The 13,660-nt window shown below is 66.8% G+C and carries 11 protein-coding genes; all 11 read left to right on the forward strand.

Annotated elements, in window-relative coordinates:
- The 11 genes from SALB1_RS11315 to lpxC all read left to right on the forward strand — a co-directional run bounded on the left by SALB1_RS11315 (position 1) and on the right by lpxC (position 13,468).
- On the forward strand, positions 1-1,506 hold the full coding sequence (locus SALB1_RS11315) for a UDP-N-acetylmuramoyl-L-alanyl-D-glutamate--2,6-diaminopimelate ligase (protein WP_199678776.1): 1,506 nt from the start codon (positions 1-3) through the stop codon (positions 1,504-1,506).
- Positions 1,503-2,888 (forward strand): UDP-N-acetylmuramoyl-tripeptide--D-alanyl-D-alanine ligase, encoded by a 1,386-nt coding sequence (gene murF / locus SALB1_RS11320; protein ID WP_109993969.1) that lies wholly within the window; start codon positions 1,503-1,505, stop codon positions 2,886-2,888. Before SALB1_RS11315 ends, murF begins: the two co-directional genes overlap by 4 nt.
- On the forward strand, positions 2,882-3,964 hold the full coding sequence (gene mraY, locus SALB1_RS11325; protein WP_109993970.1) for a phospho-N-acetylmuramoyl-pentapeptide-transferase: 1,083 nt from the start codon (positions 2,882-2,884) through the stop codon (positions 3,962-3,964). The genes murF and mraY overlap by 7 nt, the downstream gene beginning before the upstream one ends.
- Positions 3,961-5,301, forward strand: coding sequence for a UDP-N-acetylmuramoyl-L-alanine--D-glutamate ligase (gene murD, locus SALB1_RS11330; protein WP_109993971.1), 1,341 nt, complete (start codon positions 3,961-3,963; stop codon positions 5,299-5,301). Before mraY ends, murD begins: the two co-directional genes overlap by 4 nt.
- Positions 5,298-6,449 (forward strand): putative lipid II flippase FtsW, encoded by a 1,152-nt coding sequence (ftsW, locus tag SALB1_RS11335; protein WP_109993972.1) that lies wholly within the window; start codon positions 5,298-5,300, stop codon positions 6,447-6,449. Before murD ends, ftsW begins: the two co-directional genes overlap by 4 nt.
- Positions 6,446-7,534 (forward strand): undecaprenyldiphospho-muramoylpentapeptide beta-N-acetylglucosaminyltransferase, encoded by a 1,089-nt coding sequence (murG, locus tag SALB1_RS11340; RefSeq protein ID WP_179950660.1) that lies wholly within the window; start codon positions 6,446-6,448, stop codon positions 7,532-7,534. The genes ftsW and murG overlap by 4 nt, the downstream gene beginning before the upstream one ends.
- The gene (gene murC / locus SALB1_RS11345) at positions 7,534-8,985 is read left to right on the forward strand and encodes a UDP-N-acetylmuramate--L-alanine ligase (protein WP_370453179.1); all 1,452 of its coding nucleotides are present in this window, start codon (positions 7,534-7,536) and stop codon (positions 8,983-8,985) included. Before murG ends, murC begins: the two co-directional genes overlap by 1 nt.
- A 100-nt stretch (positions 8,986-9,085) precedes the next feature.
- Positions 9,086-9,823, forward strand: coding sequence for a cell division protein FtsQ/DivIB (locus SALB1_RS11350; protein WP_109993973.1), 738 nt, complete (start codon positions 9,086-9,088; stop codon positions 9,821-9,823).
- Positions 9,820-11,055 carry a cell division protein FtsA gene (gene ftsA / locus SALB1_RS11355; protein ID WP_109993974.1) on the forward strand — a complete coding sequence of 412 codons (1,236 nt, stop codon included), beginning with the start codon at positions 9,820-9,822 and terminating at the stop codon, positions 11,053-11,055. Before SALB1_RS11350 ends, ftsA begins: the two co-directional genes overlap by 4 nt.
- A gap of 87 nt (positions 11,056-11,142) precedes the next feature.
- Entirely contained in the window at positions 11,143-12,291 is a 1,149-nt protein-coding gene (gene ftsZ / locus SALB1_RS11360; protein ID WP_109993975.1) for a cell division protein FtsZ, read from the forward strand.
- A 247-nt stretch (positions 12,292-12,538) separates the two neighbouring features.
- Complete coding sequence (gene lpxC, locus SALB1_RS11365; protein WP_109993976.1) at positions 12,539-13,468, forward strand: UDP-3-O-acyl-N-acetylglucosamine deacetylase; 930 nt, start codon at positions 12,539-12,541, stop codon at positions 13,466-13,468.
- The last annotated feature ends 192 nt before the right edge of the window (positions 13,469-13,660 follow it).

The following is a 13,660-nucleotide window of genomic DNA, read 5'->3' on the forward strand; positions in this document are numbered from 1 at the left end:
ATGCTGGCGGATGTGCAAGTCACAGCGAACCTGCCGCAGCTGCTGGCGGGTTTCGACGCCTCGAGTGTGCCGGATCTCGAAGTTCACGATCTGGTGCTCGACAGCCGCCAGGTCACAGCCGGCGCGGCCTTCGCGGCGTGCGCCGGTGCCCGTGCGCACGGCGTGACGCATGCGCGCGCGGCGGCGCAGGCCGGCGCCGTGGCCATGCTGGTCGAGCCCGCCGCTGGCGTAACGCTCGGCGATGCGTTGCCGGCGGTGACGGTGCCCGATCTGTCGCGGCATGTTGGCGCGATCGCGGCCCGTCTGTATGCCGACCCGTCCGCTGGCTTGTTCGTGGCCGGCGTGACCGGCACCGATGGCAAGACCTCCTGCGCCTGGCTGATCGCCCGTGCACTCGACGCGCTCGGGGTCGGCTGCGGTTATCTCGGCACGCTGGGCTTTGGCGCGATGGACGACCTTGCCGCGGCCACCCACACCACCCCCGACGCCGCGCGCCTGCAGCGCTGGCTGGCCCGTATGGTCGCGGCCGATTACAGCGCCGCGGCGATGGAGGTGTCGTCGCACGCGCTCGCGCAACGGCGCACCGACGCGATAGCCTTCGACGTGGCCGTGCTGACCCAGATCGGGCGCGACCACCTGGACTATCACGGCGACCACGCGGCCTATGTGGCAGCCAAGCGGCGGCTGTTCGACAGTCCGGATCTGAAAGCCGCCGTGCTCAATGCCGACGACGCCACCGGGCGCGAGTGGCTGGCGCGCGGGCGTGAAGGCGTGCTGCATATCGCCTATGGACAGGCCGTCGGCGTGACCGACTATGCCCGCTTCGTCCGCATCGAACGCGTGGCGGCCCGCGCCGACGGTCTGGTGGTCGATTTCGCCACGCATCTTGGGAGCGCGACCCTGGCCAGCCCCCTGGTCGGGACATTCAACGCGTGGAACCTGGCTGCCACGCTGGCGGTGCTGCTCGTGCGCGATGTGTCGCTGGTCGAGGCCGTCGAGGCGCTGGCCGCGGTCCCGACCGTGCCGGGCCGCATGGAACGCATCGACGTGACCGACGATCAACCGCTGGTGATCGTCGATTATGCGCACACGCCCGGCGCACTCGAGGCGGCCCTGTCGGCGCTCTCGGCCCATGTCGAAGGCCGGCTGCTGTGTGTTTTCGGTTGCGGCGGCGACCGCGATCGCGGCAAGCGCGGCCTGATGGGCGCGATCGCCGCACGCCACGCGGATCGGTTCTGGATTACCGACGACAATCCGCGCAGCGAGGATCCGGCCGCGATCGTGGCCGATGTGCTCGACGGGATTCCCGGGGCGGTCACCGCGGCCGCGCGCTACGACATCGTGCATTCGCGCGGCGAAGCGATCGCCGCGGCGATCGCCGCGGCCGCGCCCGGCGACGTGGTGCTGATTGCGGGCAAGGGCCATGAGTCCACCCAGCAATATGGCGACGACATTCTTCCTTTCGACGATCGCGTGGCCGCCCGCCACGCTCTGGAGGCGGCATGAAGGGCCGGTTGTCCGAATTCGCGCTCGCGCTGGGCGCCCGGTTGATCGGTGACGACGCCGTATTCGACGGCGCCAGCATCGATACCCGGCGTATTGCCCGCGGCGCGCTGTTCTTTGCCCTGGCCGGCGAACACGCCGACGGTCATGATTTTGTTGCTGCCGCCGGTGCCGCCGGTGCCGCCGCTGCCGTGGTGGATCATGCCGTGGCGGCCGATGTCTCGCAGCTGGTGGTCGACGACGTCATGGACGCGCTCGGGCGCGCGGCGCGCCTGGCCCGCGCCGGTTTCGCCGGGCCGGTGGTGGGCGTGACCGGCTCGAACGGCAAGACCACGGTCAAGCAGATGATTTCGGCCATCTTCTCCGTGGCCGGGCCGGTCATGGCCACCGATGGCAATCTGAACAATCACTTGGGCGTGCCGCTGACCTTGATGCGGCTGGACGCCTCGGCCGAGCGGGCCGTGATCGAGATGGGTGCCAACCACCCCGGCGAGATCGGCCAGCTGGCGGCGGTTGCGCGCCCGGATGTCGGGGTGATCACCAACGCCGGCTGGGCGCATCTGGAAGGCTTCGGGTCGCGCGAGGGTATCGCGCGTGCCAAGGGGGAGTTGTTCATCCGGCTGCCGGAGGGCGGCACGGCGGTGATCAACGCCGACGACGACTATGCCGGACTATGGCGCGAACTGGCCGAGGGCCGGCGCATCGTGACCTTCTCGATGGATGCCGGGCGCGCCGCGACCGTTTATGCCGACGATATCGAACTGGCCGGCGACGGCGCCCGGTTCACCCTGCATACCCCGGGCGCGTCCACGCCGATCACGCTGGCCCTGGCCGGACGCCACAATGTGGCTAACGCGCTGGCCGCCGCGGCCGTGGCCGTCGCGGTCGGGCTCGATGGCGCGACCATCGCGGCGGGCCTGGCCCGCACGGCGGCAGTCGCCGGGCGGTTGGCGATCACGCCCGCCGCCCACGGCGCGCGCCTGGTCGACGACAGCTATAACGCCAATCCGGGGTCGCTGGCGGCTGCATTGTCCTGGCTCGGTCAGCAGCGCGGGGCGCGCTGGGCGGTGCTCGGCGACATGGGGGAGCTGGGCGACTTCACCGAGTCGGCGCATTACGACGCCGGTGTGGCTGCGCGTGAAGCGGGCATCGAGCGCTTGTTCGCCACCGGCGAGCACAGCCGGCTGACGGTTTCGGCCTTCGGCGAAGGCGCCGCCTGGTACCCCGATCACGATAGCTTGAACGCCGCTCTAAACGGTGCGCTCGCGGCCGCCGGGAGCGACGACGTGATCGTGCTGGTGAAGGGGTCACGCAGTGCCCGCATGGATCGGGTGGCCGAGGCGCTGCGCGCCAACGGCGAACCCAGGGTGGGCGCGCCATGCTGATGTACCTCGCGCATATGCTGGAGCCTGTCTTCTCGGGCTTTCGTGTGTTCCAGTTCCTGACCTTCCGCGCCATTCTCGGCGTGCTGACGGCGATGATCTTCAGCTTCGTGTTCGGCCCGATCCTGATCCGCAAGCTGACCTTCCACCAGATCGGCCAGTTCGTGCGCGACGATGGTCCGCAGAGTCATCTGGTCAAGGCCGGCACGCCCACCATGGGCGGTACGCTCATACTGGCCGCGGTACTGGTCTCCACGCTGCTCTGGGCGGATCTGACCGACGGCTGGGTGTGGCTGGTGATGTTTGTGACCGCCGCCTTCGGCGTGGTCGGATTCGTCGACGATTACAAGAAACTCAAGTTTGGCAACAGCAAGGGCCTGTCCGCGCGGGCGAAATACGGCGCGCAGACCGTCATTGGCCTGACGGCCGGGCTGTGGCTGTATATGGTGGCCGGTTCCGGCGCCGAGACCAGCGTGCTGATTCCGATGGTCAAGAATGTGGCCATTCCGCTGGGATCGGGCTACATCATCTGGACCTATCTGGTGATCGTGGGCTCGTCCAACGCGGTCAACCTCACGGACGGCCTCGACGGGCTGGCCATCATGCCCTGCGTGCTGGTCGCCTCGGCGCTGGGCATCTTCGCCTATGTGACCGGGCACGCCGAATTCTCGCGCTATCTCGGTTTCACCTATATCCACGGCGCGGGCGAGCTGTTGATCTTCTGTACCTCGATCGCCGGCGCCGGACTGGGCTTTCTATGGTTCAACGCCTATCCCGCCCAGGTCTTCATGGGCGATGTGGGTGCGTTGGCGCTGGGCGCCGCCCTCGGCGTGGTTGCCGTCGTGGTGCGCCAGGAGCTGATCCTGGTCGTCATGGGCGGGATCTTCGTCGCCGAAACGCTGTCGGTGATGATCCAGGTCGCCGGTTACAAGCTGACCGGCCGGCGCGTGTTCCGCATGGCGCCCCTGCATCATCACTTCGAACTCAAGGGCTGGGCCGAGCCCAAGATCATCGTGCGGTTCTGGATCATCACCCTGGTATTGGTGCTGATCGGTCTGTCGACGTTGAAAATCCGATGAACGACTGGAAAGCACAACTCGCGAATGCCCGGGTGCTGGTGGTGGGCTGCGGCGCGACCGGCGCCTCGGCGGCCCGCTTTGCCGCGGCTGCCGGTGCGCGCGTGCGTGTGGTCGACAGCCGCGAGAAGCCGCCGGCCGCCGACGCGCTGGCCCGCGACTGGCCGGCGATCGGCATCGTGGCTGGCGGGCTGGATCCGGCCACGCTCGAGGGCGTCGACCATGTCGTGATCTCGCCGGGTGTCGATCTGCGCGAGCCGTTGATCGCGGCGGCGCGCGCGGCCGGGCACGAAATCATCGGCGATATCGAGTGGTTCGCCCGTGTGGCCAATGCCCCGGTCGTGGCGATCACGGGCTCCAATGGCAAATCCACGGTCACGGCCTGGATCGGCGAAATAGCCGCCGCCAGCGGCCGCCGGGTGGCCGTCGGTGGCAATTTCGGCACGCCGGCGCTCGACCTGCTGGCCGCGGATATCGATCTCTATGTGCTGGAGTTGTCCAGTTTCCAGCTTGAGCTGACCGAGCGGCTGCACTGTGTTGCCGCCACCGTGCTCAATGTCAGCGCCGATCATATCGATCGCCACGGCAGCCTCGAGCATTACGCCGGACTCAAGGCCCGTATCTTTCGCGCGGCCGAGCTCGCGCTGGTCAACGCCGATGACGCGCGGGTGGCGGCCATGGATACCCACGACGCCCGGGTGGTGCGTTTCGGCACCGGTGAGACGGCGGATTATCGGGTGATCGATGCCGGCGATGGGCTGTGGCTGGCGCGCGGGAACACGCCCTGGTTCGATGCGCGTCAATTGCAACTGGCCGGGCGCCACAACGCGGCCAATGCCGCCGCGGTCTGGGCGCTTGCCGAAGCGCTCGGCATCGACGCGGCCACGATTCGCGACGGGCTGCGGCACTTCGCGGGCCTGGCCTATCGCTGCCAGCTGGTCGCGGAGATCGATGGCGTGCGCTGGGTCAACGATTCCAAGGGCACCAATCTCGGCGCGATGCTCGCTTCGCTCACCGGCATGGATGGCCCGGTGGTGCTGCTCGCCGGGGGGCAGGGCAAGGGCGCCGACTTCGCAGCGCTGGGCGCCGCGGCTGGCGAACGCGCACGCGCGGTGCTGGTGTTCGGCGAGGACGCCGACGTAATCGCCGCCGCGGTGACCGGTCATGTGCCGGTTGAGCGCGTCGACACGCTGGCGGTCGCGGTCCGCCGCGCCGCCGAGATCGCGCAGGACGGCGATGTCGTGCTGTTGTCGCCCGGCTGCGCGAGCTTCGATCAATTCGACAACTATCAGGCGCGGGGCGAGGCCTTCACGGCGGCCGTCCGGGAGCTTGCGGCATGAAGAATCTCTTCGCCGCCGCTTATCTGCCCCGGGTCCGGCCCGATGTGTGGCTGCTGTCGACGCTGATCGTCATCGGCTGCCTCGGTCTGGTGATGGTCGGGTCATCCTCGGTCGCCGTCGCCGACCGCCTGTCCGGCGACCCGATGTATTTCTTCTATCGTCAGACGATCTACGCCCTGATCGGGTTGATCGCCGCGTTCGTGGTCTTGCACATCCCGACCCGGGTGCTGGCCGCGAATACCTTCACCCTGCTGGGCGCGGGCCTGGCGATGCTGGTGATCGTGCTGATTCCCGGTATCGGTCATTCGGTCAACGGCGCCCAGCGCTGGCTCCGTCTGGGCCCGGTGGCGATGCAGGTCTCCGAGCCGGCGCGCCTGTGCCTCGTCCTCTACATCGCCGGCTATGCTTCGCGGCGGCAGATGGATCTGGCCCGGACCTGGGCCGGGCTGTTCCGGCCGATGGTGTTTCTGGTCATCGCCTGCTTCCTGATGCTGCTCGAGCCGGATTTCGGGGCCGGGGCCATCCTGGTGGCCGTGGCCGGCATCATTCTGTTCGTTGCCGGCGCCCGCCTGTTCCATCTGGCCGTGCTGGGTGTGGGCGCGGCGGTGGCGCTGGCGGCGATGGTGCTTTCGTCGCCGTATCGCATGCAGCGGCTGGTGAGCTTTTCCGACCCCTGGGCCCATCCGTTCGCCAGCGGTTTCCAGCTCACGCAATCGCTGATCGCCATCGGGCGCGGGCACCTGTTGGGCGTGGGCCTCGGCAACTCGGTACAGAAACTGTCGTATCTGCCCGAAACCCATACCGATTTCCTGTTCGCGATTTATGCCGAAGAGTTCGGTCTGTTGGGTTCGCTGGTGCTGGTCGGCCTGTTCTCGATCGTGGTCTGGCGCGGCTTCGTGGTGGCGCGACGCGCGATCGACGTGGGCCAGTTCTTCGGCGGCTTTCTCGCCTATGGCCTGTCGGGCTGGTTGTCCCTGCAGGCGTTCGTGAACATGGCGGTCAATATGGGGCTGTTGCCGACCAAGGGGCTGACGTTGCCGCTGATGAGCTACGGCGGTTCGTCGCTGGTGATGATGTGCACGCTGTGCGCGTTGATCCTGCGCGTGGACCTGGAAAGCGCCGCGGCGGTGCGGGAGCGGGCCCGATGAACGTGTCGAGCCCGCATGTACTGATCATGGCCGGCGGCACCGGCGGCCATGTGTTCCCGGCGCTGGCCGTGGCGCGCGCGCTGACCGCCCGGGGTGCGACGGTGTCGTGGCTGGGCACCTCGTCCGGCATCGAGTCCCGTCTGGTGCCGGCCGAGGGACTGACGCTGCATACCATCGACGTCGGCGGCCTGCGCGGCAAGCATCTCACTACGCTGCTGGCCGCGCCCACGAGCATGGCGCGGGCGTTGTGGCAGGCTCGGCGCGTGCTCAAGGCCGTGCGGCCGGCGCTGGTCATCGGCATGGGCGGTTTCGCCTCGGGCCCGGGCGGCCTGATGGCACGCATGACCGGTACGCCGCTGCTCATCCACGAACAGAATGCTGCCGCTGGGCTGACCAATCGCGTGCTGGCGCGGCTGGCGCAGACGGTGCTGCAGGCGTTCCCGGATACGTTCGACGCCGCACGCCGGCCACGAACGGTGGGGAATCCGGTGCGTGCCGATATTCTCGCTCTGCCCGCGCCGGCGGCCCGCTGGGCTGAACGCCAGGGCCCGATACGATTGCTCGTGCTCGGCGGCAGCGGCGGGGCGCTGGCGATCAACGAGCGCGTGCCGGCGGCGCTGGCAGGGCTGGACGAGGCGCGGCGGCCGCAGGTCTGGCATCAGGCCGGGCGTACGCTGGACGCCGCCGAGGCCGCCTACGCCGAACACGGCGTGGCCGGGCGCGTGGAAGCGTTCATCGACGATATGGCCGAAGCCTACGGCTGGGCCGATCTGGTGGTCTGTCGTTCCGGCGCGCTGACCGTGGCAGAGCTGGCCGCCGCCGGTGTGGGCGCCCTGCTGGTGCCGTATCCGCATGCGGTCGACGATCACCAGCGGGCCAACGGCCAGTACCTGGTCACGGCCGGCGCGGCACGGCTGGTGGATCAGGGTGAACTGAGCGCCGAGCGGCTGGCACGGGAGCTGGCCGAACTCATGCCCGATCGCGCGGCCTTGCTGGCCCGGGCCGAGGCCGCCCGGGCGGTCGCCTGGCGCGAGTCGACGAATGACATCGTCGACGCCTGTTACCAGACGCTGGAGGTCGCGTGATGGCGCTGGACGGATCCGCAATCAATCAGGGCTTCGAGCCGCTCATGCACCGCCCGATGCGTCGTGTGCGCACGGTCCACATGGTGGGGATCGGCGGCGTGGGGATGGCCGGCATCGCGCGTGTGCTGATCAATCTCGGCTACGACGTCACCGGCAGCGATGTGAAGGACAGTGCGACGACGCAGTCGCTGGCGGCGCTCGGGGCCACGGTCTATCTCGGCCACAGTGCCGACAATGTGGCCCGGGCCGATGTGGTTGTGGTATCGACCGCGGTGGCGCAGGACAATCCGGAAGTGGTGGCCGCGCACGACCGTCTGGTGCCGGTGGTGCGGCGTGCCGAGATGCTGGCCGAACTGATGCGCTTTCGCTACGGCATCGCGGTCGCCGGCACGCATGGCAAGACCACGACTACCAGCCTGGTGGCCTCGCTGCTGGCCGACGGCCATCTCGACCCCACTTTCATCGTCGGCGGCAAGGTGCTGGGCGCGGGCTCGAACGCGCGTCTGGGCGAGGGCCCATATCTGGTCGCCGAGGCCGATGAGTCGGATGCGTCGTTTCTGTTTCTCACGCCGATGATGGCGATCGTGACCAATATCGACGCCGATCATCTGGAAACCTACGGCGGCGACTTCACGAAGCTCACCGACACCTTCGTCGAATTCCTGCACCACCTGCCGTTCTACGGTCTGGCGGTGCTGTGCGTCGACGATCCGGTCGTGCGCCAGATCCTGCCGGACGTCGGCCGTCCGATCACTACCTACGGCATCGATCAGGCGGCCGATTTCCGTGCCGAGAACCTGCGCTTCGACGGTACGGGCACGCGTTTCACGCTGCGCCACAACGGCGACGAGGGTCTCGACGTGCATCTGAATCTGCCCGGCCGCCACAACGTGCTCAACGCGCTGGCGGCAGCGGCCGTGGCCCACGAACTCGGGGTGGACATGGCCTCGATCGGTGCCAGCCTGTCGCAATTCGCCGGCATCGGCCGACGCTGCGAGGTGCACGGCGAGATCGATTTCGGCGGCAAGCCGGCGCTGTTGGTCGACGACTACGGTCATCATCCGCGCGAGCTGTCTTCGACCATCGCCGCCGCCCGCACGGCCTGGCCGGATCGGCGTCTGGTCGTGGTTTTCCAGCCGCATCGCTATAGCCGAACCCGTGATCTGTTCGAGGACTTCGCCCAGGTGCTGGCGGATCTCGACGTGCTTGTGCTGTGCGAGGTCTATCCGGCCGGCGAAACCGCGATTACCGGCGCCGATGGCCGGGCGCTGGCGCGCGCAGTGCGTGCGCGCGGGCGGGTCGATCCGGTGTTCGTCGACGACGTGCAGGCCTTGCCGACAGTGCTGGACGGCGTGGTCGCCGAAGGCGATGTGGTGTTGACGCTCGGCGCCGGCGATATCGGTGCCGTGGCGCAGCGCCTGGTCGCCCGCGGCCGGGGGGGGAATCCATGAGCGCGCGGAGCGATGGCCTGCACAGGTTCCCGGCGACCGCTGCGCGCGTGGCGACAGTGTTTGACGTGCTCGGTCAGAACAACGATCGGGGAGGACGGACATGAAATGGATCAATGCACGGCGTCTGCGTGACGGCGCCCTCGGCGCCATTGTGCTGCTGGGTGTGGCCGCCTGTACCTGGCAGGGTATCAAGCCCGACAACGCGGGGCCGCGCCGGCTGTACATCAGCGGCAAATCGGCTCATGTTTCGGACCAGCAGATCGCCCAGATGGCTGCGCCTTACCTCAAGGCGTCGTTCTTCGATGTCGACACGGCAGCGCTCAAGGCGCGCATCGCGAGCCGGCCGTGGCTGACCGACGTGCGCGTCTCACGCCACTGGCCCGATGGCGTGGTGGTGCATGTTGCCGACCACAAGCCGGTCGCGGCCTGGGGGGACAAGAGTGTGCTGGCCGCCGACGGCCAAGTGTTCACGCCGGATACGCGCCCGCAGGGATTGATCCAGCTGAACGGGCCGGCGAAGGACAGCGCTAAAGTTTATGCACAATATCGCCATCTATCCGGTATCCTCGCCGGTCATGGTGTACATCTCGCCTCGCTTGAGTTGAAGGCGAGCGGTGACTGGCAGGCTCGACTCGACGATGGGCTCGAACTTCGGTTGGGTCGCGATCAGCTGGCGGCGCGCATGCAGCGTTTCGTTCGCTTCGCGCTTGCGCGTCCGCGGGCGCGCCGTGCACTGGCCGGCGCCGGTTACGTCGACCTGCGCTACAGCGATGGTTTTGCCGTGGGCGGCAGTCGCCACGAGACCGCTTCGGCGAGTCATGAGGAGTCAGTCGGATGAGCAAACGGCCTGAACAGAATCTCATCGTCGGCCTGGATATCGGCACGTCGAAGGTGGCGTGCATCGTTGCCGAGTCCAACAACGGCGAAATCGAGATCATCGGCCTGGGCACCGCGCCGTCCAAGGGCATGAAGAAGGGGATGGTGGTCAATATCGAGTCGACCACCGACTCGATCCGGCGTGCCGTCGAGGAAGCCGAACTGATGGCGGGCTGCCGTATCCAGTCGGTGCACTGCGGCATCTCGGGCGCGCACGTGCGCTCGCTGAACTCGCACGGCATTGTCGCGGTCCGCAACAAGGAAGTCACCGAGTCCGACATCGAGCGCGTGATCGACGCCGCCTGTGCGGTCGCCATCCCGGCCGATCAGAAGATTCTGCATGTGCTGCCCCAGGAATTCGCGGTCGATGACAACGAAGGTATCCAGGAGCCGGTCGGCATGTCCGGGGTGCGGCTCGAGGCCAAGGTGCATATCGTCACCGGTGCCGTGACCTCGGCCCACAACATCCAGAAATGCGTGGCGCGCTGCGGTCTGGAAGTGTCCAAGCTGTCGCTGGAGCAACTGGCGTCGTCGTATGCGGTGCTCACCGACGACGAAAAGGATCTCGGGGTGGCGCTGGTGGATATCGGCGGCGGTACGTCCGATATCGCCGTTTTCGTCAACGGCGCGATCCGGCATACGGCAGTGATTCCGATTGCCGGCGACCAGGTCACCAACGATATCGCCGTGGCGCTGCGCACGCCGACCCAGCATGCCGAGCAGATCAAGATCCGCTATGGCTGTGCGCTGCCGGAACTGATCACCGATGACGACGCCATCGAAGTGCCGAGTGTCGGCGAGCGCCCGCCACGGCGGCTGTCGCGCTACACCCTGGCCGAGGTGATCAAACCGCGCTACGAAGAGTTGTTCATGCTGATTCACAAGGAGTTGGTACGGTCCGGCTTCGAGGATCTGCTGGCCGGCGGCGTCGTGATCACCGGCGGCTCCTCCAAGATGGAAGGGCTGACCGATCTGGCCGAAGAGGTCTTCCACATGTCGGTACGCCTGGGTACGCCGCAGAAGGTGCGGGGACTATCGGACGTAGTGCGCAACCCGATCCATGCCACCGGCGTGGGTCTGCTGGAATTCGGTCATCGCACACAATCCAAGGGTGGCATGCATGTGCCGGCGCAGGACAACAGTTTTGCTCAGGTCTGGGAGCGCATGAAGGCCTGGTTCCAGGGCAATTTCTAGGACACGGTTTCCGGGGCTATCGTTCGGGGCGCGAGGGACGCAAGCGGTTTTCCGCAAGGAAAAGCAGGGCAACGCAAGAGGTGCAACATGCCAGAAGTATTTGAGTTCGCGGATCAGACCAATACACAAGCAGTAATCAAGGTCATCGGCGTCGGTGGCGGTGGTGGCAACACCGTCAACCAGATGGTCGCCGGCGGCATCAAGGGTGTCGATTTCATCTGTGCCAACACCGATGCGCAGCATCTGGAACGCTGTGACGCCGATGTGCTCGTCCAGCTCGGCATTAACATTACCCGCGGGCTGGGCGCAGGCGCGGATCCGGCCGTCGGCCGTCAAGCCGCCGAAGAGGATCGCGATCGCATTCGCGAATCCATCGAGGGCGCCGACATGTTGTTCATCACCGCCGGCATGGGCGGCGGCACCGGCACGGGCGCCGCCCCGGTCGTGGCCGAGATCGCCCGCGAGATGGGTATTCTCACCCTGGCCGTAGTGACCAAACCATTTCCGTTCGAACGCGGCAAGCGCATGGAAGTGGCGCAACGCGGTATCGACGAACTCGGCGGCTTCGTGGATTCGCTGATCGTGATTCCGAACGAAAAGCTACTGACCGCGCTCGGCAAGTCGATCACGCTCAAGAACGCCTTCCAGGCCGCCAACAACGTGTTGCATAACGCGGTGCAGGGCATTTCCGACCTGATCACGCGCCCGGGCATGCTCAACGTCGACTTCGCCGACGTGCGCAAGGTCATGAGCGTACAGGGCATGGCGATGATGGGCCGGGCTTCGGCCAAGGGTGAGGATCGGGCCCGCGAAGCCGCCGAGGCCGCGCTCGCCAGTCCGCTGCTGGATGATCTGTCGCTGCATGGCGCCCAGGGGCTGTTGGTCAACGTCACCGGCGATGAGAATCTCGGCATTCACGAGTTCCAGATCGTCAACGAGGTCGTGGCCGAGATGGGCGGCGACAACGCCGAGGTGATCATCGGCATGGCCGAGGACCCGGAAGCCGGCGACGAAATTACGGTCACCGTGGTCGCCACCGGTCTGGGCCAGCAGCAGCTCGAACAGCGCGAAGCGCCCCAGGCGATCAAGCGCGATTCGGCGGGTCAGATGCGTTACGAGGACCTGGATCGTCCGACCGTGATCCGGCAGTCGCCGCGCCAGGGCAATCGCGACAGCACGGCGGTCGATATGGATTACTTCGACGTGCCGGCGTTCTTGCGCAACCAGGCCGACTGAGGGGACGAACGCCGCACGACCGACATTGCGTTGCCGGGACGCCGCCGCCGATCTACAGCATCGGTCGGTGGCGGCATGTCGCCGCGCATCATATGGGCCGACTTTGCGCGTGTTCACGCGTTGAAACGACCGGATTAAGTCGGAATTAATACGCCCAGAATACACTCCGGCGCAAGATAGCAACTTATTGTGACGAAAAGGTTACGGTCGCGCCGGCGCGACCCGCTGAATGTCAGGGAAGACGCTCATGCTTCGACAGCGCACGCTCAAGAACCCGATCCGCGCCACAGGCGTTGGGCTGCATACGGGCCGCAAGGTCTACATGACGCTGCGCCCCGCCGAGGCGAATCAGGGCATCGTCTTCCGGCGCAGCGATCTCGATCCCGCCGTCGACGTGACGGCCAGCGCTTTTGCCGTGGGCGATACGACCCTGGCCACCACGCTCGTCAATGACGACGGTGTGCGCATCAAGACTGTCGAGCATCTATTGTCGGCCATGGCGGGCCTCGGTATCGATAATGCCATTGTCGAATTGTCTGCCGACGAACTGCCCATCATGGATGGCAGTGCTGGCCCTTTTGTCTTTCTGATCCAGTCCGCCGGCATTCAGGAGCTCGACGCAGCGAAGCGTTTCATCCGCGTCAGGCAGCCATTGGAAGTGACCGACGGCGACAAGTGGGCGCGGTTCGATCCATTCGATGGCTTCAAGGTGAGCTTCGCCATCGACTTCGATCATCCGGCCTTCGCCGAAGAGGCGCAGTCGGCGACCGTCGACTTCTCGACCACCTCGTTCGTTCGCGAGGTCAGTCGGGCGCGTACATTCGGTTTCATGCGCGATATTGAATATCTGCGCTCGAACAATCTGGCGCGTGGCGGGTCGATGGATAATGCCGTCGTGCTCGACGACTATCGCGTGCTCAATGCGGACGGCCTGCGCTACGACAATGAATTCGTGCGGCACAAGATCCTGGATGCCATCGGCGATCTTTATCTGTTGGGCAGCGGCCTGATCGGCAGCTATTCCGGCTACAAGTCAGGCCATGGTCTGAACAACAAGCTGGTTCGTGCGCTGCTTGAGCAGAAACATGCCTGGGAGGTGATTACCTTCGAGGACAGCGCGGCGTTGCCGATCTCCTATATCAATGCCCGGCCGGTGACCGCGGCCGCCGCGGCGTAGTGGACGCCGGCGTCTGGCTTGCCGTACCCATCGAGCCGGCCTTGCGCCGGCTCTTTTTTTGGCCGCGGCGCCGGATTGGTCGTTACGGCCTGATCATGGCGCTTGTGGAAGGCTTTAAGCCAGGCTGCCCGGGCGCGGCGAGGGCGTTATGCTCGCTTTACGCGAGAAAACGGCGGCAGGCCCTGATTCGCA

The sequence above is a fragment of the Salinisphaera sp. LB1 genome, assembly GCF_003177035.1.
Lineage (GTDB): Bacteria > Pseudomonadota > Gammaproteobacteria > Nevskiales > Salinisphaeraceae > Salinisphaera.

Excerpts from the sequence above, each read along its gene's own strand:
- murD (WP_109993971.1), top strand. The coding sequence starts at position 3,961 with ATGAACGACTGGAAAGCACAACTCGCGAATGCCCGGGTGCTGGTGGTG.
- ftsZ (WP_109993975.1), top strand. The coding sequence starts at position 11,143 with ATGCCAGAAGTATTTGAGTTCGCGGATCAGACCAATACACAAGCAGTA.
- ftsA (WP_109993974.1), top strand. The coding sequence starts at position 9,820 with ATGAGCAAACGGCCTGAACAGAATCTCATCGTCGGCCTGGATATCGGC.
- murG (WP_179950660.1), top strand. The coding sequence starts at position 6,446 with ATGAACGTGTCGAGCCCGCATGTACTGATCATGGCCGGCGGCACCGGC.
- mraY (WP_109993970.1), top strand. The coding sequence starts at position 2,882 with ATGCTGATGTACCTCGCGCATATGCTGGAGCCTGTCTTCTCGGGCTTT.
- SALB1_RS11350 (WP_109993973.1), top strand. The coding sequence starts at position 9,086 with ATGAAATGGATCAATGCACGGCGTCTGCGTGACGGCGCCCTCGGCGCC.
- lpxC (WP_109993976.1), top strand. The coding sequence starts at position 12,539 with ATGCTTCGACAGCGCACGCTCAAGAACCCGATCCGCGCCACAGGCGTT.
- SALB1_RS11315 (WP_199678776.1), top strand. The coding sequence starts at position 1 with ATGCTGGCGGATGTGCAAGTCACAGCGAACCTGCCGCAGCTGCTGGCG.
- murF (WP_109993969.1), top strand. The coding sequence starts at position 1,503 with ATGAAGGGCCGGTTGTCCGAATTCGCGCTCGCGCTGGGCGCCCGGTTG.
- ftsW (WP_109993972.1), top strand. The coding sequence starts at position 5,298 with ATGAAGAATCTCTTCGCCGCCGCTTATCTGCCCCGGGTCCGGCCCGAT.
- murC (WP_370453179.1), top strand. The coding sequence starts at position 7,534 with ATGGCGCTGGACGGATCCGCAATCAATCAGGGCTTCGAGCCGCTCATG.